Annotated in this window: 17 protein-coding genes and 1 pseudogene; 11 read left to right on the top strand and 7 right to left on the bottom strand. The window is 61.1% G+C overall.

What is annotated here, in order from left to right; genetic code table 11:
• The first annotated feature begins 43 nt into the window (after nucleotides 1-43).
• Nucleotides 44-1528 carry a sulfatase gene (locus ACKVY0_RS20730; RefSeq protein ID WP_409216753.1) on the top strand — a complete coding sequence of 495 codons (1485 nt, stop codon included), beginning with the start codon at nucleotides 44-46 and terminating at the stop codon, nucleotides 1526-1528.
• Between the two features lie 76 nt (nucleotides 1529-1604).
• Nucleotides 1605-2189 (top strand): hypothetical protein, encoded by a 585-nt coding sequence (locus ACKVY0_RS20725; protein WP_409216752.1) that lies wholly within the window; start codon nucleotides 1605-1607, stop codon nucleotides 2187-2189.
• 54 nt (nucleotides 2190-2243) lie between these two features.
• On the opposite strand, the gene ACKVY0_RS20720 is transcribed toward ACKVY0_RS20725, so the two are convergent.
• Nucleotides 2244-2708 carry an EVE domain-containing protein gene (locus ACKVY0_RS20720; RefSeq protein ID WP_409216751.1) on the bottom strand — a complete coding sequence of 155 codons (465 nt, stop codon included), beginning with the start codon at nucleotides 2706-2708 and terminating at the stop codon, nucleotides 2244-2246.
• A 303-nt stretch (nucleotides 2709-3011) separates the two neighbouring features.
• Here ACKVY0_RS20720 and ACKVY0_RS20715 point away from each other — a divergent pair, with 303 nt between their 5' ends.
• Entirely contained in the window at nucleotides 3012-3194 is a 183-nt protein-coding gene (locus ACKVY0_RS20715) for a hypothetical protein (RefSeq protein WP_409216750.1), read from the top strand.
• Entirely contained in the window at nucleotides 3191-3829 is a 639-nt protein-coding gene (locus tag ACKVY0_RS20710; RefSeq protein WP_409216749.1) for a hypothetical protein, read from the top strand. Before ACKVY0_RS20715 ends, ACKVY0_RS20710 begins: the two co-directional genes overlap by 4 nt.
• A 6-nt stretch (nucleotides 3830-3835) precedes the next feature.
• Here ACKVY0_RS20710 and ACKVY0_RS20705 read toward each other — a convergent pair.
• Nucleotides 3836-4948: pseudogene (locus ACKVY0_RS20705) on the bottom strand (D-TA family PLP-dependent enzyme).
• Nucleotides 4949-5021: 73 nt separating this feature from the next.
• Nucleotides 5022-5162: a hypothetical protein gene (locus tag ACKVY0_RS20700; protein WP_409216748.1), complete on the bottom strand. Its 141-nt coding sequence runs from the start codon at nucleotides 5160-5162 to the stop codon at nucleotides 5022-5024.
• Nucleotides 5163-5286: 124 nt separating this feature from the next.
• On the opposite strand from ACKVY0_RS20700, the gene ACKVY0_RS20695 reads away from it, so the two are divergent.
• The 7 genes from ACKVY0_RS20695 (at nucleotide 5287) to ACKVY0_RS20665 (ending at nucleotide 15826) form a co-directional block, all read left to right on the top strand.
• Nucleotides 5287-6435 (top strand): lactonase family protein, encoded by a 1149-nt coding sequence (locus tag ACKVY0_RS20695; RefSeq protein ID WP_409216747.1) that lies wholly within the window; start codon nucleotides 5287-5289, stop codon nucleotides 6433-6435.
• Nucleotides 6436-6479: 44 nt separating this feature from the next.
• Nucleotides 6480-7418, top strand: coding sequence for a transaldolase (tal, locus tag ACKVY0_RS20690; protein WP_409216746.1), 939 nt, complete (start codon nucleotides 6480-6482; stop codon nucleotides 7416-7418).
• 104 nt (nucleotides 7419-7522) lie between these two features.
• Entirely contained in the window at nucleotides 7523-8281 is a 759-nt protein-coding gene (gene hisF, locus ACKVY0_RS20685) for an imidazole glycerol phosphate synthase subunit HisF (RefSeq protein ID WP_409216745.1), read from the top strand.
• A gap of 576 nt (nucleotides 8282-8857) precedes the next feature.
• Complete coding sequence (murJ, locus tag ACKVY0_RS20680) at nucleotides 8858-10237, top strand: murein biosynthesis integral membrane protein MurJ (protein WP_409216744.1); 1380 nt, start codon at nucleotides 8858-8860, stop codon at nucleotides 10235-10237.
• Nucleotides 10234-12645 (top strand): glycosyltransferase, encoded by a 2412-nt coding sequence (locus ACKVY0_RS20675; protein WP_409216743.1) that lies wholly within the window; start codon nucleotides 10234-10236, stop codon nucleotides 12643-12645. The genes murJ and ACKVY0_RS20675 overlap by 4 nt, the downstream gene beginning before the upstream one ends.
• Nucleotides 12633-14576, top strand: a complete 1944-nt coding sequence (asnB, locus tag ACKVY0_RS20670; RefSeq protein WP_409216742.1) for an asparagine synthase (glutamine-hydrolyzing) — start codon at nucleotides 12633-12635, stop codon at nucleotides 14574-14576. The genes ACKVY0_RS20675 and asnB overlap by 13 nt, the downstream gene beginning before the upstream one ends.
• Before the next feature lie 14 nt (nucleotides 14577-14590).
• The gene (locus tag ACKVY0_RS20665) at nucleotides 14591-15826 is read left to right on the top strand and encodes an O-antigen ligase family protein (protein ID WP_409216741.1); all 1236 of its coding nucleotides are present in this window, start codon (nucleotides 14591-14593) and stop codon (nucleotides 15824-15826) included.
• Nucleotides 15827-15890: 64 nt separating this feature from the next.
• Here ACKVY0_RS20665 and lpxA read toward each other — a convergent pair whose 3' ends face one another.
• The 4 genes from lpxA to ACKVY0_RS20645 form a co-directional block, all read right to left on the bottom strand.
• Nucleotides 15891-16700 carry an acyl-ACP--UDP-N-acetylglucosamine O-acyltransferase gene (gene lpxA / locus ACKVY0_RS20660; RefSeq protein WP_409216762.1) on the bottom strand — a complete coding sequence of 270 codons (810 nt, stop codon included), beginning with the start codon at nucleotides 16698-16700 and terminating at the stop codon, nucleotides 15891-15893.
• 46 nt (nucleotides 16701-16746) lie between these two features.
• The gene (locus tag ACKVY0_RS20655; protein WP_409216740.1) at nucleotides 16747-18066 is read right to left on the bottom strand and encodes a bifunctional UDP-3-O-[3-hydroxymyristoyl] N-acetylglucosamine deacetylase/3-hydroxyacyl-ACP dehydratase; all 1320 of its coding nucleotides are present in this window, start codon (nucleotides 18064-18066) and stop codon (nucleotides 16747-16749) included.
• A gap of 351 nt (nucleotides 18067-18417) precedes the next feature.
• The gene (locus ACKVY0_RS20650) at nucleotides 18418-19659 is read right to left on the bottom strand and encodes a PQQ-binding-like beta-propeller repeat protein (protein WP_409216739.1); all 1242 of its coding nucleotides are present in this window, start codon (nucleotides 19657-19659) and stop codon (nucleotides 18418-18420) included.
• 38 nt (nucleotides 19660-19697) lie between these two features.
• A partial coding sequence (locus tag ACKVY0_RS20645; RefSeq protein ID WP_409216738.1) for a hypothetical protein occupies nucleotides 19698-20718 on the bottom strand: 1021 nt, incomplete at its 5' end.

The raw sequence follows: 20718 nt of genomic DNA, 5'->3' as shown, positions 1-20718 counted from the left end.
ACTCCCGAAACCCGGCTGCTTACCATTTCTTCAAATCGACTTCATGAAATCGCTTCTCTTCCTCTTCGCCCTCTGCCCTCTGCTTTGCCTGCCCGCCGAAGCCTTGGCGAAGGACGGGCCGAACTTCATCCTCATCAACATCGACGACCTCGGCTACGCCGACATCGGCCCGTTCGGCGCCAAAATCCCCACGCCAAACCTCGACCGCATGGCCAAAGAGGGCCTGAAGCTCACCAGTCACTACGCCGCGCCCGTGTGCTCCCCTTCCCGCGCTGCCATGATGACCGGCTGCTACCCCAAACGCGTCCTGCCCATCCCCGGCGTGCTGTTTCCCGCTGCCGCCGTCGGTTTGCACCCCGCTGAAGTCACCGTCGGCGAAGTCCTCAAACAGGCCGGTTACGCCACCACCTGCATCGGCAAATGGCACCTCGGCGACCAGCCCGAGTTCCTCCCCACCGCGCAAGGCTTCGACAGCTACTTCGGCATCCCGTATTCCAACGACATGGGCCCTGCCTCCGAAGGCTCCAAGAGCAATCCCGACAAACCGCTGCCCAAAACCAACGACAAAGGCAAGGCGGGCAAAAAAGATGGCGGCGACAACGACGAAACCGGCCTCAAAGGCAACGCGCAGCCGCCGCTGCCGCTGCTCGATGGCGGCAACGTCATCGAACGCGTCAAAGCCGCCGAGCAGCACACCTTCACCCGCCGCTACACCGAGCGTGCGGTGAAATACATCCGTGAGAACCAGCAGCAGCCCTTCTTCCTCTACCTCCCGCACAATGCCGTCCACTTCCCGCACTACCCGCATCAGGATTTCATCGGCAAATCCGGCCTCAGCCTGCAAAAAGACTGGGTGCTCGAAGTGGACTGGTCCGTCGGCCAGATCCTCGACACTTTGCGAGCGCTGAAGCTCGATGCGAACACCCTCGTCATCTTCACCAGCGACAACGGCGGCCCCGTCAACCAAGGTGCCGACAACACCCCGCTGCGTGGCAGCAAAGGCAGCACCCTCGAAGGCGGCATGCGCGTCTGCACCCTCGCCTGGTGGCCCGGTAAGATCGCCGCCGGCACGAAAACCGCCGCCATCACCTCCCACATGGACTGGCTGCCCACTTTCGGCACTTTGGCCCGCAGTAAGAGCCTCGAAAAACTCAAGCTCGACGGCAAAGACATCTCCCCCGTCCTCCTCGGCCAAAAAGACGCCACCGGTCACGATGTGTTCCACTACTACAGCGGCTTCAACCTCCAGGCCGTCCGCAGCGGCCCGTGGAAGTATCAATTCGCCACGAAACAGCTCTTCAACCTCGACACCGACATCGGCGAGGCCACCAACGTGGCCAAAGATCACGCCGACATCGTCGCACAGCTCCAAAAGCACGCAGACGCCATGAAAGCCGACCTTGGCGACAAAACCAAGGACGCCCCCGGCGTGCGCCAGCTCGGCCGCGTCGAAAATCCGCAGCCCCTCATCGCCACCGACGGTACCGTGCGTCCCGGCTTCGACAAGATCGCCAAAAAGCTGCCGTAGCCACGCTCGCCAGAGCGTGGACGTGCCGCCACACCCAAACCTCCGCGTTCTGGCGAACGCAGCTACAACCTCTCCCATGAAAGCCCTTCTCTTCCTCCTCACCGCAACCGCCGCCTTCGCTGCCGACGCTCCGCTGCTCAAAGACGACTTCTCCGACCCCAAGCTCGAACAACGCCGTGCCTCACGCGGCGACTGGAAATTCGCCGACAACACCGCCACCTGCACGCAGGACGATGAACTCTACAAGAAGAACAAGGATCACGGCCCCATCCTCTTCTACGACCTCGCCTACACCGACGCCGCGATCCGCTTCGCCGTCAAACCTGACGCCGCCAACAAGACACTCGTCTTCACCGCCAATGGTGCCGAAGGTCACATCTTCCGCATCGTCTTCAGCGCGACAGGAGCCAGCATCCGCGCCTTTCCGCCCGATGAAAAAGACCACAAGTCCATCGCCCTCGGCACCGAACCCACGCTCAAGCTCAAACCCGGCGAGTGGACGAATGTCAGCGTCGAACTCCGCGGCCCCAAAGCCACCGTCAAAGCCGGCGAGTTCACCCAAACCTACGAGCACGCCTCCATCGCGAGAGCCAAGACGAATCTGAGCGTCGGTTTCAGCTTCGGCACCGTCAGCGTGAAGAATGTGATGGTGGAAAATTAGCTTCGATTGGCAATCGAAGCCGCTGGGATGCTCGGATTCGACTGCCACTCGAATCTACATCCCGCCCAGCTTGCAGATGCGGTCCCAGTGCTTCGCCTCCACCTGAGTGATGGAGAGCCGGTTCCCGCGTCGCAGGATGAGCATGTCCGCCAGCTTCGGGTCCGCGCGCAGCATGTCGAGCGTGACGAAAGTCTTGAAGTCGGCCTCCCACTTCACATCCACCATCAGCCAGCGCGGTTCTTCGCGTTTGCTGCCTTGATCGAAGTATTCGGATGACGGCTCAAACTGCGTGTGATCGGGATACGCCTCCTTCACGATCTTCACCACGCCTGCGATGCCCGGCACGTCGCAGCTTGAGTGATAAAAGAACCCGAGATCGCCCACCGCCATCTGATCCCGCATCATGTTCCGCACCTGATAATTCCGCACCCCGTTCCACGGTTCCGTCTGCTTCGGGCGTGCCTTCAGATGGTTGAAGGAAAAGACATCAGGTTCGGATTTGAGGAGCCAGTGGTTCATGAGGATGGCCTACGGAATACACGGAAGGCACGGAAAGGGAAAGCGAACTTGCCTCTCACACCGTGATCAGCCGGTTCCGCGCTGTGATCGGCCAGCGCTCGGTCGTTTGGCCGCCTTCGATGACGTAAGCCTCGCCGTGCATCGAAACACGTCGGACAGACGTGTTTGGGGATGCCGTGCAGGGCCTGGCCGATGGTGAATTCGTGGGCGCGGTCGGTTTCGCGCTTGCGAGCGTTGCGACAGCCTCACGCAACCCACTTCCTGCTTGGCACCCGGCATGTTTTCGGGCATTGATTCCCCATCATGAACGCCGCCGCCAAGACCCGTAAAGTGAAACAGGCCGAACCTCCGTTCTTCACGTACAGGGGCGTGAAGCACTACATTGGCCAGCCACCGCCGGGCAAGGGCAAGATTCCGCAGAGGGTTATCGACGCGATCATGGAAGACATCGTCGCCGCGCGCACCAAGCCGGTGCTGCCGCCATGAAGTCAAAGCGGTCCGCTCCTTCGCATCTGGGGGAGGTGTTCATTAATTGCCCCTTTGACGCGGAGTACGAGCCGCTGTTTCGAGCGCTTGCCTTCGCGATCCTCGCCTGCGGGTTCAAACCACGCTGTGCCCTGGAGATCGACGACGGCAGCGAGGTGCGGCTGGAAAAAATTTATCGCCTCATGCAGTCGTGCCAGTTCAGCCTGCACGATATTTCCCGCACGGAACTGGACGCAGTGAGCAAGCTGCCGCGGTTCAACATGCCGTTTGAGCTGGGTCTGTTTCTGGGACTGGGACGGGCGCTGAAAAAACCGAGGCCCACGTTGATTCTCGATGCCGAGCCCTACCGCTATCAAAAATTCATCTCGGACATTGCGGGTCAGGACATTCGTGCGCACATGGGTGATCCGCTCAAGGCCATGAGCCAGGTGCGCAACTGGCTCAACACCCATGTTCCCAATGCTGCGCTCATGGGCGGTGCGGCCTTGAGCAAGCTCTACAACGAGTTCACCCTGGAGCTGCCCTCCCGTTTGAAGCATGCCCGGCTGGAGCCGTCCGAGATTACTTTTGTGGACTGGATGCGGCTCACCTCCGCTTGGCTCGGGCTGACCAATCGCGTTGGTCCGATTGCTTGATCCGCCTCACACCGAGATACGCCGGTTCCGTGCCGTGATCGGCCAGCGTTCGGTCGTTTGGCCGCCTTCGATGACGTAAGCCTCGCCGTGCATGGAAACGGTCGGACAAACGTGGCGTGGGATGCCGTGCAGGGCCTGGCCGATGGTGAATTAGTGGGCGCGGTCGGTTTCGAGGACGAGGTGTTCCTCGCTTTGCATCACGGCGACGGCATCGGGCAGTTCCTCGAAGCGGACGCGGGGATGCGGCTGCTCGGGGGCGACGGCTTTGTGGCCGAGGTCGAGCGTGATTCTGTTTTTGCCTGGCTTGCTGATGACGCGGGCAAGCAGCACGGCGGCGGGCTGGAAGGGCAGATCGGCGGGGTATTTGTCGCCGTAACCAAAGTCCCACAGCACGGTGGTGCCAGGGCTGAGCGTGCGGTCCTCATGCGCGGCGTGAATGCCGAAGGTGGGTGAGCCGCCGGCGACGAATTCTTTGACGATGATGCCTTCGCCTTGCAACCGGCAGCGGAACTGATGCACAGGACCAAACGCGGCGTCGCAGCGTTCGCGGCGTACATCGAGGCTTTCATCGTGAATGTGACCGTCGTAGGCGTGAATGCCGCGAAATTGGAGGCGCGGTGTGTCTTTGATGACATGCGCGAGCATGGCGGCCTCATCACTGGGCACGATGCCGGTGCGAGCCATGCCACAGTCGATCTCGATGAAGACGCCGAGCGTGACATTGTGCTGCTGCGCGGCGGAGGCGAGGAAGGTGATCGTTTCCTCGGCATCGGCGATGCTGGAGAACTGCGTGTCGGGAAACTTGAGCGCGAGTTCGGCGAGACGATGCGCATTGATGCCGACACAGGGCATGGCCAGCAGCACATCGCTGGCCCCCACGGCGGCGCACATCTCCGCCTCGGCGATGGTGGAGGCCTTGAACCGCGTGATGCCAAGCCTGATCTGCATCGCGATGACTTCCGCCGTCTTGTGCGTCTTCACATGCGGGCGCAGGCGTTTCGCGTCGCCGGCGATCTTGAGCATGAGCTGCAGGTTGTGCTCAATGCGGCTGCGATAAAACAGCAGCGCGGGAGAAGGGATGTCAGCTTCGTTTTCGACGTGGAACCAGGCGGGATGCATGGCACATCGTGGCGGTGGCAACGGGCGCGGTCAAATGCGCGCATCGCACGGCTCTTGAGCCGCCGCCAGGCGACTAACTGTTCTTCGGCATCCAATCGCCGTCACGATAGTCGAGCCGTTCTTTTTCATCATGCTCCACCTTCACGGGTTTGAAGCCGTCACAGCCAGCAAGCACCACAAGGACGACGGCAAAAAGAGACAAGTTGAGCTTCATGGGCCGAAGATGCGCCTTCCTCCAGACGGAGCAAGCGTTCAAATCAACGACATGAAATCTGCTCATGCGCTGGTCGCAGTGTAGGCTTGACCGCAGCGCCACACGCCGTCAGCATCGGAGCGCCATGACACGCGCCACCCTTGCCTTCACCTTTGCCGCCCTCACCACCACCGCCATCGCCGGGGAAAATTTCCTCGTCTATTTCGGCACCAACACGAACGCCAAGAACGGCAGCCAGGGGATCTACGTCTCCCGCTTCAACACCGCCACGGGCGAACTGACGCAGCCTGAACTCGCCGTCGAGGCGGGCAATCCCGGCTTCCTCGCGATCCATCCGTCGAAAAAATATCTCTATGCGATTGGCGATGTCACCACGCCCGATGGCAAGAAAGGTGGCGGCATCAGTTCCTTCAGCATCGAGCTCAAATCGGGCAAACTCACGCCGATCAATCAAGCCAGCGCCGTCGGCAGCGGCCCTTGCCATGTGAGCGTCGATAAAACCGGCAAGATGGCCGCTCTCGCGAATTACGGCAGTGGCAGCGTCGCTTCCTATGCCATCAAAGAGGACGGTTCCGTCTCCGACGCCGCCAGTTTCTTCCAGCACGAAGGCTCGGGTGCCGATCCCAAGCGTCAGGCCGGCCCGCATGCCCATTCGATCAATTTCAGCCCCGACAACCGCTTCGCCTTCGCTTGCGACCTCGGTTTGGACAAAGTTCTGATCTACAAAGTGGATGCCGCCACCGGCAAGCTGACGCCCAACGAACCCGCCTTTGCCAAAACACCCGCAGGCGGCGGCCCGCGTCATCTCGCCTTCCATCCCAGCGGCAAATACGTCTTCGTGAACAACGAAATGGCCATGACCGAGACCAGCTTCGCCTACGACGCGGAAAAAGGCACGCTCACCGAGATCGAAACCGTTTCCACGCTGCCTGAAGCCGATCGTGGCATGAAAGGCCTCAGCACCGCCGAGACCGTGGCGCATCCGAATGGCAAGTTCGTCTATGTCTCCAATCGCACGCACGACACCGTCGCCGTCTTCACCGTCGATGTGGCGACCGGCAAGCTCACGCTCGTGCAGAACGTGCCCGTCGAAGGCAAAATCCCCCGCAACATCTGTCTCGACCCCACCGGCAAGTGGCTCATCGCCGCGCATCAAAACAGCGACACGGCCGCGCTTTTCAAGGTCGATCAGGACAGCGGCAAGCTCACCTTCACCGGCACCAAGGTGAACGTTCCCGGCAGCATCTGCGTGCGTTTCCTCGCGCTTGATTAACCCGCGACAGCCCTTACTCTCGCCGCCCCAAAACCCCCAAGACTATGACCCAGCTCGATCAGCTCAAGCAGCACACCGTGGTAGTCGCCGACACTGGCGACTTCGAAGCCATGAAGGCCTACAAGCCCCAGGACGCCACGACCAATCCCTCCCTCATCCTCGCCGCCGCCCAGAAGGCCGAGTACAAAGCGCTGGTCGATCAGGCCATCGCCGATGGCAAATCCGGCGGTGTGGACGGCGTGATGGACCGCCTCGTCGTTGCTTTCGGCCTCGAAATCCTCAAGATCGTCCCCGGTCGCGTTTCGACCGAAGTCGATGCCCGTTTGTCCTTCGATACACAGGCGAACATCGACAAGGCCCGCCAATTGATCGGCATGTATGAGAAGGCCGGCATCAGCCGCGAGCGCATCCTCATCAAGATCGCCTCCACCTGGGAAGGCATCAAAGCCGCTGAAGTGCTGCAAAAGGAAGGCATCAACTGCAACCTCACGCTCCTCTTCAGCCTCGCGCAGGCCGTCGTTTGCGCTGAAGGCGGCATCAAACTCATCTCGCCGTTCGTGGGCCGCATTCTCGACTGGCACAAGAAGAGCACTGGCAAGGATTACGCCGCCACCGAAGATCCCGGCGTGTTGTCCGTGACGCAGATCTACAACTACTACAAGCACTTCGGCTACACGACCGAGGTCATGGGTGCCAGCTTCCGCAACAAGGGCGAGATCACCGAACTCACCGGCTGCGACCTCCTCACCATCAGCCCCGGCCTGCTCGGCGAACTCGCCGCGAGCGAAGACGCCATCACGCCGAAGCTCAACGCCGCCAACGCGAAATCTCTCAAGATCGACCGCATCGGCAGCGATGAAAAAACCTTCCGCTGGTTGTTCAACGAAGACGCCATGGCGACTGAAAAGACCGCCGAAGGCATCCGCAACTTCGCCAAGGACATCGTGAAGCTCGAAACGATGGTGAAGACGGCTTTGGGCTGAGGCCCAAAGCGTCAAGCAATGGTCAAGGCGTGGTCAAGAGGTCAAGACGGCCACCTCTTGACGATTTCTTGACCTCTTGACCACTCCTTGACTGTTCCCTCTCCATGCTGACGAAACGCATCATCCCTTGTCTCGACGTGAAGGAAGGCCGTGTCGTCAAAGGCACGAAATTCCTCCAACTGCGTGATGCCGGCGATCCAGTGGAGTGCGCGATGGTTTACAATGCGCAGGGAGCCGATGAACTCGTCTTCCTCGACATCACGGCGAGTCATGAGGAGCGCAAAACGATGGTCGATGTCGTCGCCCGCACCGCTGCGAGCTGCTTCATGCCGTTGACCGTCGGTGGTGGCATCCGCACTGTCGCCGACATGCGCGAGATGCTCATGGCCGGTGCCGACAAGGTCGGCATCAACACCGCTGCCGTTAAAACACCGCAGGTCATCGACGAAGCCGCCAACGCCTTCGGTTGCCAGTGTCTCGTTGTCGCCATCGACGCCAAACGCAACGACCGCGGCTCCTGGACCGTCTTTACGCACGGTGGTCGCAACGCCACCGAACTCGATGCCGTCGAATGGGCCGCCGAGGTCTGCAAACGTGGCGCAGGCGAAATTTTGCTCACCAGCATGGACTCCGACGGCACCAAGGCCGGTTACGACATCGCACTGACGCGTGCCGTCAGCGAAGCGGTGACGATTCCCGTCATCGCCAGTGGCGGCGCTGGTAATCTCGACCACATGGTCGATGTCCTCCGCGACGGCAAAGCCGACGCCGTCCTCGCCGCCAGCATCTTCCATTTCGGCGAGTTCACCGTGGGCGACGTGAAAAAGTATCTGGGCGCACGCGGTGTGCCGGTGCGGCTGTAGTTGCCTTGGCAGAAGAATTGCATGGCTCCCGGAGGGAGCAAAGATGGTAGCCAGGGGTCGAATGTCCCCTGGATGACGCGAGGCTCTCCAGCTCTCTCATGGGCGCATGCCGGAGGTATGCGAGAGGTGTTCGCGAATCCGGCGTGAACGAGGAGCCGATGCGCGCTTCTTGCATCCCTGCCGGGATGCTCTTTTGAAAACGTTGCGTTTGATTCGTGATCCGGGGGTGGTCGCTCGTGCCTCGCTCGACCCCCCGGCCACCTTCTTTGATCCCTGCGGGATCGTCTGAGTCGGAACGATGCAGTCAAAGGCAGTGGACGAAGACAGACTCAAACACCCGCAGCTGAAGGCTCGCGGCAGCGTCCTGGAGTGCGCCAGTCCTCTGGCGCTTTCGAGCGTCCCCGGGCCTGCGACAAGCTCCAGAGGGCTGGAGCACTCCAGGACGCTGCCGCGCTCAGCGCAAACCCAACTGCATGGTTACGGCTGAGATCAGGCGGCCGGTAAACCAGCTTTTTACCCCGAAAAACCCAAAGCCAGGTTTGCTCAAATGTTTTATGGTGTTTATAGTTTATTTAAATGCCTGCAATCCGCATCGCCCTGCCCATCCCCCTTCGCTCCCTGCTCGCCAGAGGGGCCGGATCGGCCATGGTTTCGGGCTTCCTGCTGGTGGCCATGCTCACGGTGGTCGGCAAGATCGTTGCCTTTGCCAAAGACGCCGTCGTCGCGGCCAAACTCGGCACGGCGGACGAGCTGGACGCCTTCATGCTCGTGTTCGGCTTTTTCTCCTTTGCTGCCACCGTGCTGGCGGGTGGTTTACCGGAGTCCTTTGTGCCTGCCTACGCCGAACTGCGTGAGCGACGCGGCTTGAGACGTGCCGAGCGCCTCGGCGTACAATGCGCCGCGTGGCATTTCGCCGCGCTGCTGGTCTGCGGCATTGCACTCGCATTCGCCGCACCGCTTGTCATCGCCTGGACGACGCAGGGCTTCACGCCGCAGAAGCAGGCGCTCGCGGTGAAACTCATGCGCGGCCTGCTGCCCTTTCTGCTGTGCTTCGGACTCGCACAGCACCTCTCCGCCTGGCTCCGTGCCGGTAAATCCTTCCTGCTCGCCGCTTCGGCACCGATGCTCGTTCCGTTCGGCATTGTCACGGCTCTCCTGCTTGCGGGTGATCAGGTCAACGCCTGGACGCTCGTCTCCGGCACCGTTTGGGGCGCTGTGGGGCATGTTACGGTGCTCATCATCGCCATCACTCGCCGTCTGCCGCGTTCTTTGCGCTGGTGGCGCTGTGCGCTGCAACATTGGGAGCCGGGACTGCGCGTGGTGCTGCACAATGCGCTGCCGTTTCTCCTCGGTGGTGTCGCCTTTGGCAGTGCGGTCGTCATTGATCAAACGATGGCCGCGTGGCTGACCGCCGGCTCCGTCGCCGTGCTCGGCTATTCGGACAAACTCTGCGCCATCGTGCTAGCCGTCACCGCCGGTCCTGCTTCGGATGTTTTGTTCCCTCACTTTGCCGAACTCGTCGCGCGTCGTGATTGGAACGGTCTGCGCAAACGCCTCTTCGCCAGCGCTGGCCTCATCGTCAGTGCTGCGCTGCCCATGACGCTGATTCTTTGCCTATTTGCCCCGTGGATCGTCAGCACATTGTTTGAGCGCGGTGCTTTTGGCCCTCAGGACACGCAGCGCGTCGCCGAAGTGCTGCGCTTCGCCGCGTTTCAGATCCCGTTCTACATCCTCGGCACAGTGGCCGCCCGTGTCGCTGTTTCACTGCAAGCTTCACGCTTGATGCTGCTGATCTCCTTCAGCGCACTCGTGCTCAATATCACACTGAACTGGCTGCTCATGCGCCATCTCGGCGTGGCGGGCATCGCGCTCTCGACCGTGATCGTGCATTGCCTCTGCGCCTTCGCCACCTGTGCGTTATGTCTCGTCGTCATTCGTCGAAAGGAGACGGCATGAAGCTCACCTTCCTCATTCGCGACCTCGGTCATGGTGGCGCACAGCGTCAGCTCGTGCTCCTTGCCAAAGGGCTGAAAAGCGAAGGCCATGAAGTGAGCGTGCTTCACTTCTATGACGGCGCTTTCCGTGCCGAACTCGAAGCCGCAGGCATCCAAACCATCTGCGTCGGCAAAAACAGCCGCTGGGACCTACTCGGCTTCTTCTTCCGCCTTGTCCGGGCCACACGCCGCATCCGGCCTGAGATTCTCCACGGCTATCTGGCCGAATCCAACCTCATGGCACTGCTCTTGAAGCCGTTCTGCGGTTTTCCGCGCATCGTCTGGGGTGTGCGTGACTCACAGACCGATGCACACCTTTGGGGCCTCCTCGGCAGGCTCAGTTTTCGCCTAAACTGCCTGCTTGCCCGCTTTGCCGACCTCATCATCTGCAATTCCAAGGCCGGACACGACTACTACGCCGCGCGTGGCTACCCACGGCACCGGATGCACGTCATCCCCAACGGCATCGACACCGCACGCTTCAAGCCAGCTCCCAAATCAAACTCCAAAACGCTCATTTTTGGTATCGTCGGCCGCCTGAGCCCGATGAAGGATCACGCCACCTTCCTCCACGCCGCCGCGCTCGATCCCCATGCCAAATTCGTCATCGTTGGCTCCGGTGATGCCGCCTACGCGCAGCAAATGCACGAACTCGCTGCACGCCTCGGCATTGCTGACCGCGTCACCTGGCTGCCGGCGCAAAACGACATGCCAAAGGTCTATGCCAGCTTTGACTGCCTCGTGAATTCCAGCGCCTTCGGCGAAGGTTTTTCCAACGTCATCGGCGAAGCCATGGCCTGCGGCATCCCCTGCATCGCCAGCGATGTCGGCGACAGCGCCTGGATCATCGGCGACAAATCACAAATCTTCCCCGCCGAGAATCACGAAGCCCTCGCGCAATGCATGCTCGCCTTCCATCCGCACAATCCGCGTCAGCGCATCGTCGATGAATTCAGCGTCGAAAAACTGATCGAGCGCACCAGCCGCCTGCTCGCCACCACCGACCGTAGGACGGGTGTGGCGCAAGCCCGCCCGTCTGCTTGTGCGCCCGTTGGCACCAAGAGCGCCCAAAAGTCGGGCGGTTCGGCGCAGCAGGCCTTGCACGCGGATCATACGTCACCCGCCGAACCCACCCGACCTACGGCAAGCATCATGTGGCTCACCACCGGCCTCGGCAGCGGCGGCGCGGAGATGATGCTGGTGCAACTCATCCTCGGCCTGCCGAACCTACAACACATCGTCATCAGCCTCACCGGCGGTGGCAAACACGCCGATGCCCTGCGCAACGCCGGAATCCAAATCCACAGCCTCGACCTGCCTGCCGGCAAGCCCACACTGCGTTCAATGTGGCGCTTGTTCAAAATCGTGCGCCGCACCAAGCCTGATGTGCTCATGGGCTGGATGTATCACGGCTGCTTCGCTGCCACGATTGCACGTTTCATGCGCTTCAAACGCATTCCCATCCTCTGGAACATCCGCCAGAGCCTCTACGACCTCAAACTCGAGAAGCGCGGTTCCGCGCTCGTCATCCGCTCCCTCGCGTCGCTCTCCTGGCTGCCGCAACGCATCACATACAACTCGCAACTCAGCGCGAAGCAGCATGAAGCCATCGGCTATCGCTCCAGCAAGACACAGCTCATCCCGAATGGCTTCGATCTCACGAAATGGCAGCCGCGTGATTGTAGGACGGGTGTGGCGACAGCCCGCCCGTCTGCGGACGCTCCACCACCACCCCGCGATCACGCGCAAGAGTCGGGCGGTTCGGCGAAGGTGATCGAATTGCAAATGACGGCTCAACTCGCCGAACACACCCAACCTACGCCCCTGATCGGCCGCTTTGGCCGCAACGCCGCAATGAAGGACTACGCCACCTTCATCGCCGCCGCGAAACTCATCACGGTGAAGCATCCTGAAGCTCAGTTCATCATCGTCGGCGCTGAAACTGAAACACTCGACGTTCCTCCCAACATCCAGCTGCTTGGCGAACGCCACGATCTGCCCGAACTCACCGCCTCGCTCAACATCGCCGTCTCTTCTTCGGCCTTCGGCGAAGGTTTTCCCAACGTCGTCGGCGAAGCCATGGCCTGCGCCGTGCCCGTCGTTGCCACTGACATCGGCGACACGCGTTGGGTCATGGGCAAAACCGGCCACATCGTTCCATCACGTGATCCACAGGCTCTCGCGAATGCCTGCCTCGAAATTATCGACTCCGGCATCACGCAAGACCTCGCTGCCCGCCAGCGCATCGAAACTCACTTCTCGCTGACGAGTGCGCTCAAACAGTTCGAGAACTTGCTCACGACCCCGCTCACCGTCCAACCGTCCCACCGTCCAACCGATCTACCAACCTACCAGCCATGTGTGGAATAGCCGGCTTCTTCACGCCCTCCAAGTCTCGCGCAGCGCACGAGATGCACGCCATCGTCACCACGATGACAGACGCCATCGTGCTGCGCGGGCCGGATGATGCGGGAGCTTGGGTGGATTCACAAAGCGGCATCGCCTTGGGCCATCGCCGCCTCTCCATCCTCGATCTCTCGCCACTCGGCCATCAGCCGATGGCAAGCGCGGATGGCCGCTTCGTCATCGTGTTCAATGGCGAAATCTACAACTTCCAAGACCTGCGCGCCGAACTCGAACCGCTCGGACATACCTGGCGCGGGCACTCCGACACCGAGATCATGCTGGCCGCGTTTCGCCAGTGGGGCGTCGTGGAAGCGACCAAGCGCTTCAACGGCATGTTTGCCTTCGCGGTGTGGGACAAACAAGAACGCGTCATGCATCTCGGACGTGACCGACTCGGTGAAAAGCCACTCTACTACGGCTGGGTGGGCGAAACGTTCGTGTTCGCCTCCGAATTGAAGGCCATCCAGCGCTTCCCCGACTTCAACGCGACGATTGATCGCGAGGCGCTCACCGCGCTGCTGCGTTTCAATTACATCCCCGACCCGCTGTGCATCTACCAAGGCTTCAAGAAGCTCCCGCCGGCCGCCATGCTCACCCTGCGCGCACCTTCGGAGCGCCCGCAACCCGGCTGGTATTGGAGTTTGCCCCAAGTCGTCGAGCGCGGCCTCGACAACCCGTTCACCGGCACAGAGACCGAAGCCATCGACACCTTTGAGGCGATGCTCAAGAAGGCCGTGGGCATGCGCATGGTCTCCGATGTGCCGCTGGGCGCATTCTTGAGCGGCGGCGTCGATTCCTCGCTCATCGTGGCGATGATGCAGCAGCAAAGCACGCGACCCGTGCGCACGTTCACCATCGGATTTCACGAGAAGGAGCACAACGAGGCCGAATTTGCCAAAGACGTGGCCAAACACCTCGGCACCGATCACACCGAGATGTATGTCACCGGCGAAGACGCGCTGAATGTCATCCCACAGCTCCCCTCGCTCTACGACGAGCCGTTTTCGGACTACTCGCAGATCCCGACGTATCTCGTCTGCAAAATGGCGCGGCAGCATGTCACCGTCGCGCTGAGCGGTGACGCGGGTGATGAGCTGTTTGGCGGCTACGAGCGCTACTTCGTCGGTCGCAGCCTCTGGAACAAATTTTCCTGGATGCCGCCAGTGATGAAGAAAATGACCGCTGCGGCACTCACGGCATTGCCGCCGAAGATGCTGAACGGCCTGGGAGCCAAAGTACTGCCCAAACGCCTGCGCCACATCCCGCTCGGTGACAAACTGCACAAGCTGGCCGAAGTCGTGGCCGCGCCGGGCATGGAGACGCTTTACCTCAATCTCATGTCCCATTGGAAAAGGCCGCAGGAGATCGTCATCGACGGCAAAGATCCCGTCACGGCCATCACCGACACGGCGGCATGGCCGCGGGTGAGTGATTTCACCCATCGCATGATGCATCTCGACATGGAGACCTACCTGCCGGGCGATATTTTGACCAAAGTGGACCGTGCGGCGATGGGGGTGAGCCTTGAAGGCCGCATTCCGCTGCTGGACCACGATTTGATCGAGTTCGCGTGGCGTGTGCCGTTCTCGATGAAGGTGCGCGATGGCAAAGGCAAGTGGCTGATGCGCGAGACGCTCTACCGCCATGTGCCAAAGACGCTCATCGACCGCCCGAAGCGCGGCTTCGGCATCCCGCTCGATGTCTGGCTGCGCGGTCCGCTGCGCGAGTGGGCGGAGGATTTGCTCAGCGAGTCACGTTTGAAGCGCGAAGGCTTCTTCCACGCCGCCCCGATCCGCCAGAAGTGGCAGGAGCATCTCAGCGGCACACGAAACTGGCATTTCTATCTGTGGGACGTGCTCATGTTCCAGGCCTGGCTGCAACACAACCGCGCATGAACTATCCACACCCCATGCTTCGTCCCACCGGCTGGACCCGCTTGCGCGAGTGGGTGCTGGTGTGGGTGTGTGGTGGCATGCTGGGCGCCCTGGCGGCGGATGCGGCCATCGGCAGCTACGAAGCGGGCATTTCACCGATCAAACCGATCCTGTTCACACTCGCGGCGGTGTTCGTGTGCATCTGCGTTTCGCTCGTCAACAAGCCACGCCTCTGTCTGGCGGTGCTTGGCGTGGCATTGCTGCCAGCAGTGCGTTTGTTTGATGCAGCGGTGCTGCGGCGCTTTGACTCCTCGTATCAGGATCAAATCGCGATGGATCTCATGCGCATGCTGCTCGTGTTCATCGCCATCGTGGCCGTGCTATCGACGGAGAAGTGGCAGAAAACGGCGCTGTGGGCCGCCGTGAGCGCGATGCTGCTCACCACCGGCTCGGAAATCTGCGAAATGCTCGGCATGGTGAAGTTCACCAGCATTCCGGGCCGCTTCGCCGGCTTCAACAGCCATCCCAATTTCCCGCCGGTGCTGCTCTGCGAAATGCTGGGCATCATCTTTGCTCTCTCGAAGAATTTTCGCTTCAACTGCCTCATGATCGCCGTGGCGGTGCCGGGCGTGGCCCTTACCTACGGTCGCAGTGGCATGGTCATCCTTGCGTTGCTGTGCGGTGCCTATGTGCTGCTGAATGCGCGCCGCAATTTCGGCTTTCTGCTTCTTGTGACCATCATCGCCGTCCCACTGCTCGGCATCGGCGTGGCGGTGCTGCAAAGCGGCACACAGCAAGGCGTGATGAAGGACAAAAACACCGCTGACCGCCTGGAAGCCATCTACAACCTCGATTTCGACAAGCTGAAGTCACCCGAGCGCGTCAAGGATCTGAACGATGCCTGGGAGATGGCGGCAAAAAAACCACTGCTGGGCCATGGCACGGGCATTTCTGGGACGATCTTTGCGCCGCACAACGAATACGTGTCCCTCTGGCTGGAGCTAGGCATCCCAGGACTGGTCTTGTTTGCGGGAACATGGCTGTGGCTCATCACGCGCAGCGTGCTGACGGGTGGGCAAGCCGGTTACCTCATCTTCGCCCTCATCGCCTACACGCCGTTCGGTCAAGGCCGCATCGAGGTGCCGCATTTCAGCCTCGCGATGATCACCGCCGCCTGCGTGCTGTGGCCGAAGCGGTATCAGTTCACGCTGCGCTCATTGCAGGCCGTTGATCGCAGCCACGTTCACCAGAACGTGGTGGGGCAGGCGTGAGCGGCACGCTCCACGTTTCCCCGCCTGCAACGCTGTAGCAACTGCGGGCAGGTGGTGAACGTGGCTACTCCTCCTCGTCCGCCGCCGCTTTGCCGCCGGGAATGATGCCGCGCTTCGTGGTGGCAACGAAATCAGTAAACGCGGCCGCTTCGGGCGTGAGTTCGCCGGCGCGGAGTTCTTCAACCGCCTGCGCGTTGTTCAAACCACTGCGATAGACTTTGCGGAATGCGTCACGCAGCGCGCGAATCTGCTCGCGAGTAAATCCAGCACGGCGCAGGCCGACGATATTTAAGCCACGCGCACGTGCCGGGTTGCCATCCGCCGTGCAGAAAGGCGGGATGTCCTGCACCACTTTGGCGCAGCCACCGATGATCGAGCGCGTGCCGATGCGGCAGAACTGATGCACGGCGGTGAGACCGCCGACGATGACGTGATCTTCGACAACGACATGCCCGGCAAGCGTGCCGTTGTTGGAGAAGATGACGTGATTCCCCACGATGCAATCATGCGCGATGTGGACATAGCTCAGGAAGTGGTTGTGGCTGCCGATGATCGTCTTGTCGCCGGGCGAAGTGGCACGATGCACGCTGCAAAATTCGCGGAAAGTGTTGTCGTCGCCGACTTCGAGCCACGTCGGCTCGGTCTTGTACTTCAAATCCTGCGTCTGCTGCCCGATGGAGCCGTAGGCGAAGAATTTGTTGTTCTTCCCGATCTTCGACGGCCCCATGATCGTGACATGATGTTGCAACCAGCAACCGTCGCCGAGTTCCACGCCCTCACCAATGATGCAATACGGCCCAATCTGCACATCTGCCCCGATTTTAGCAGATGGATCAATGATGGCGGTAGGGTGAATCAAGTTCAAGTTTCGCAGTTGGACGTTCAATGTTCAGCGTTCAATGTTCAATGTTCAGCGTTCATCACCGATCCACCACGCTGAACATGAGTTCGGCCTCGGAGACGACCTGGCCGTTGACGCTGCAACGACCAATGCCGCTGGCGATGCTGCGCTTGGTCTTGAGGATTTCGGTTTCGATGACGAGCGTGTCACCAGGCAGCACGGGGCGGCGCCATTTCACATTATTGGCACTCATAAAGTAGCCGATCTTGCCCTGGTTGCCGGGCATGCGCAGCAGCACGATGCTGGCGACCTGCGCCATCGCCTCAAGCTGCAGCACGCCGGGCATGATCGGATGGCCGGGGAAGTGGCCTTGGAAGTACGGCTCGTTGATGGTGACGTTCTTGATGCCAGTGCATTTCGTTTCGCCCTCGAAGCCGATGATGCGGTCCACCAGCAGGAAGGGATAGCGGTGCGGCAGGATGCTCATCACCTCGTTGATGTCGAGCACCGACTCACCACCTGGAATATGCACCGGGGCCGGCACCATGCTGCGCATCTGGTTGTACTGCTGCACGATGGCACGGGCCAGCTCGGTGTTCGGCCCGTGGCCAGGCCGCACGGCGATGACGTGGCCGAGGATGCGTTTGCCGGACAGCATCAGGTCGCCGACGATGTCGAGAATCTTGTGGCGCACGAATTCGTCGGCAAACCGCAGCGGCTGCTTGGAAAGCAGCGTGTCACCACGAATCACGACCGCCGCTTCCAGCGTGCCGCCTTTGATCAGGCCCTTCTCCATCAGCGGCGCGATGTCCTCGTAGTACACGAAGGTGCGGGCGGCGGCGATGTCCTTCTCGTAGGTTTCGGGGTTGATCTCCGTGCTAAAATACTGGGTGAAGCGTCCGCCGGGGCCGACGTTGGTGCAGGAAATGCGGAATTTCTTGTCGGGGACGATGGTGAGGATGGTCCCGTCACGGGTTTCCTGGTAGATCGGCTCACGCACCTCGAAAACTTTGCGCGCTTCCTTCTGCTCCTGCAGTCCGGCGGATTTGATCAACTGCACAAAGGGCATCGAGCTGCCGTCGGCGATGGGCGGCTCGTTCGCGTCCATCTCGATGATCGCATTGTCCACGCCCATGCCGGCGAGCGCGGAGATGACGTGCTCGACGGTGTGAACATTGACGCCGCCTTCGGCGATGGTGGTGGCGCGCTCGACCTTCTGCACCTTTTCGACCAACGCCGGGATGAACGGCTTGTCCTCCAGGTCGATGCGGCGGAATTTGAAGCCGAAATTTTCAGGCGCTGGCTGCAAGGTCAGCGTGACCTGCTCGCCGGTATGCAGCGAGGTGCCCGTCATCGAGACGGCTTTGGCGAGGGTGTGTTGACGGTCGGAGGCTGCCATAGGCGGTACGGGGCGCTTTCGTTAGCGTCTCGCCACGGTGGGGTCAAAGGGAAATGCGAGAGGCGGACAGCCCCAAGATCGTCCTCGTCCTCGTCCTCCTACTCCTACTCGTCCTCGATCCTTCAGCGCCGCTCCTGCCAACGTCTCCAAACCGCCACCGAGACCGCTTCTCAGTTACTCGGCCGTCTCTCGCCATCAACACCCGCCATGATCGAGAACGAGGACGAGAACGAGAACGAGAACGAGAACGAGAACGAGGACGAGGACGAGTTCGAGTAGGAGGACGACCCGCCCGCAACGCTACGCGAAGCGTTGCGGGCGGGGGACGAACGGCCGCGTTGAGGCGCGACGCTACTTCTTCCCAATGCACCACAGGTTCTGATACCCACGAATAAACAACTGCCCGTCGCTCACGGCGATGGAGCCGATGATTTTCTCGCCGAGCGAGTTCGTAGCCAGCAGTTCGAACTTCGGACTCGCTTTGAAGACAAAGCAGTCACCGATTTGATTGGCCGCATAGCACTTGCCATCAGCGCTGAGCACGAGCGAGGACCAGTTGTTGCCTTTGAGGCGTTCATTGAAGACCATCTCGCCCGTTTTAAGGTCACGGCACTCGACGATGCCGCCATCGCTCAGGATGTAGTGATAACCGCCATGCACGACACCACTGCCGATGCGCTGGCTGACCTTCGGCAGATGCCAGACGCGGTTTTTCTCGGTCACATCGCCCTTGCCGCCGGTTTTCACCGCCAGCGCCGCGCCGCCGTAGCCGCTCATCGCGATCATCACGCCATCGGCATACAGCGGTGAGTTATAAACGAGATCGGTCAGGCCAGCGCAGGTCCACAGCTCTTTGCCATTGAGCGGATCAAAGGCGCAAGCTCGCGTGGGATAGCTCATGAGCAGTTCGTAATGCGTATCGATTTTCCGCAGCAGCGGATCACTCCAGGAACCGCGATAAGCTTTCACAGCGGCATCACCACTGGCACCGGCAGGCTCCTCGTGCCGCCAGAGGGTCTTGCCGGTCTTTTTGTCGAAGCAATGCAGCATCACCGTCGGGCCGGGACCGAAGTTCAGGAACACGCGATCCCCCGCGAGCACCGGCGAGGTGCCGTTGCCCCAGATGTGCTGCTGCTTGCCCAAATCGGTCCGCTTCCACAGTTCCTTGCCGTTCATGTCGTAGCAAAACACGCCCGCTGATGCGTGAAACACGATCACGCGTTCGCCATCCGTCGCCGGTGAGGCCGAACAATATGGATTCGTGCCATGCGTCAGTTCCGGCTCCTTGTAGATCGTGCCCGCATCCCAGAGCTGTTTGCCAGTCTTGCGGTCAAAGCACAGCAGCAGCCGCTTCCCTTCCTTCTCAATCGCCTGCGTCACGAACACCTTGTCTCCCCACACCACCGGCGTCGAGTTCCCCCGCTCCGGCAGCGCCACCTTCCACACCACATTCTCCGTCTGACTCCAGGTCTGCGGCAGATTGGATTCCGCAGTGGTGCCATCGCCGTTGGCACCACGCCACATGGGCCAGTTGTCAGCAAAGGCGGAGAGCAGAGGGCAAAGGGTGAGGAGCAGGGAGAGCGTGCGTTTCATGGTGGTGGGCTTCAAACGGTGCAACATGACTATTCATGTCATTTGCCTTGTCGTGCAGGCCAGTGGGTGCCGTCTTTGAAGTGAATCTCGATCACGGGTTCACCGGGGCGAAAATTCATGCCCGTCAGCTTTGCGGTGGTGAGGTCGCCTGGTGGCGCGATTTTCTTTCCGGCGGCGAGTTCGTCGCGGTGCTTTTGCAAAAAGGCACGCCAAGCATCGCGAATGGCGAACCTTTGTTCACGGGTGAAATTGCTGTTGCCGCTTCCGCCGTCGGAGGGTGGCAGTTGGATCGTCCCGCTCACCAACACGCCCACCGCGTCCGACAGCCGTTCAGGAAAAGGGATCGTGCTCGCCAGCGCTTCCCACAGCACCAGCCGCGCTCCGCAGGCCTGGGCCGCGTCTCGTGCGGCGTATTGGACGAAGTTCTCGTGCAGCGTTTCCACGATGTGCGCCAGCGGCGCCGCAAACTCGTGCCGTTTCGATTCCCCAGCCACCTCACAGGCCACGCTCACCACGCCCCAGTCCGCATCTTCGAGCGCATGCATCACAGCCTTCGCCGCCGCATCCCCCATCGGCTGCGGGATGGCCTGCAGGGCGGCGATCTTCAGCGCTTTAGGGCCGTTCTCCACCCAGGTCAGCATGCTGGTTTTCCATTTGTCCTCCTTGGGTTTCGGCACCTCCGGGTCGGCCAACTGGCGGAACCATACCACCAGATGCGCCGTGCCACCGGCACCCTCTTCCAGCCGCCAGCCTCGCTTTCGCAGGCTGTCCAGCGTCCCCATCAAGGCTTGCTGTGGCTTTGGCAAATCCAGCGTGTTCGCTTTGGTGCCCGACTGCGGCGGTGTGTATTTGTCCAGCGACTGCTGCAACACCGCGAGCAGCTTGGGCGCATGCTCAGGTTTCCCCCGCGTTTCCAGGAGCTGTCCGGCAAGCTGCACCACCGCCTCCGACTCATGCGTGAGCAGCTTCAGCGCCGCCTCCACCAGCGGTGTCTCAAACCGCGCCTCCCATGCGCCCGGCAGCAGCGGCTCGATCTGATAAGGCGATGACCAGTAGTGG

The organism is Prosthecobacter sp. (assembly GCF_046154365.1).
In the GTDB taxonomy this organism is placed as follows: Bacteria; Verrucomicrobiota; Verrucomicrobiia; order Verrucomicrobiales; family Verrucomicrobiaceae; genus Prosthecobacter.
The sequence above is the reverse complement of the archived record's forward strand: the minus strand, read 5'-3'. Positions and strand labels throughout refer to the sequence as shown.

Excerpts from the sequence above, each read along its gene's own strand:
- asnB (WP_409216742.1), top strand. The coding sequence starts at position 12,633 with ATGTGTGGAATAGCCGGCTTCTTCACGCCCTCCAAGTCTCGCGCAGCG.
- ACKVY0_RS20730 (WP_409216753.1), top strand. The coding sequence starts at position 44 with ATGAAATCGCTTCTCTTCCTCTTCGCCCTCTGCCCTCTGCTTTGCCTG.
- ACKVY0_RS20675 (WP_409216743.1), top strand. The coding sequence starts at position 10,234 with ATGAAGCTCACCTTCCTCATTCGCGACCTCGGTCATGGTGGCGCACAG.
- hisF (WP_409216745.1), top strand. The coding sequence starts at position 7,523 with ATGCTGACGAAACGCATCATCCCTTGTCTCGACGTGAAGGAAGGCCGT.
- ACKVY0_RS20655 (WP_409216740.1), bottom strand. The coding sequence starts at position 18,066 with ATGGCAGCCTCCGACCGTCAACACACCCTCGCCAAAGCCGTCTCGATG.
- ACKVY0_RS20665 (WP_409216741.1), top strand. The coding sequence starts at position 14,591 with ATGCTTCGTCCCACCGGCTGGACCCGCTTGCGCGAGTGGGTGCTGGTG.
- murJ (WP_409216744.1), top strand. The coding sequence starts at position 8,858 with ATGCCTGCAATCCGCATCGCCCTGCCCATCCCCCTTCGCTCCCTGCTC.
- ACKVY0_RS20715 (WP_409216750.1), top strand. The coding sequence starts at position 3,012 with ATGAACGCCGCCGCCAAGACCCGTAAAGTGAAACAGGCCGAACCTCCG.
- ACKVY0_RS20700 (WP_409216748.1), bottom strand. The coding sequence starts at position 5,162 with ATGAAGCTCAACTTGTCTCTTTTTGCCGTCGTCCTTGTGGTGCTTGCT.
- tal (WP_409216746.1), top strand. The coding sequence starts at position 6,480 with ATGACCCAGCTCGATCAGCTCAAGCAGCACACCGTGGTAGTCGCCGAC.
- ACKVY0_RS20650 (WP_409216739.1), bottom strand. The coding sequence starts at position 19,659 with ATGAAACGCACGCTCTCCCTGCTCCTCACCCTTTGCCCTCTGCTCTCC.
- ACKVY0_RS20725 (WP_409216752.1), top strand. The coding sequence starts at position 1,605 with ATGAAAGCCCTTCTCTTCCTCCTCACCGCAACCGCCGCCTTCGCTGCC.
- ACKVY0_RS20695 (WP_409216747.1), top strand. The coding sequence starts at position 5,287 with ATGACACGCGCCACCCTTGCCTTCACCTTTGCCGCCCTCACCACCACC.
- ACKVY0_RS20710 (WP_409216749.1), top strand. The coding sequence starts at position 3,191 with ATGAAGTCAAAGCGGTCCGCTCCTTCGCATCTGGGGGAGGTGTTCATT.
- ACKVY0_RS20720 (WP_409216751.1), bottom strand. The coding sequence starts at position 2,708 with ATGAACCACTGGCTCCTCAAATCCGAACCTGATGTCTTTTCCTTCAAC.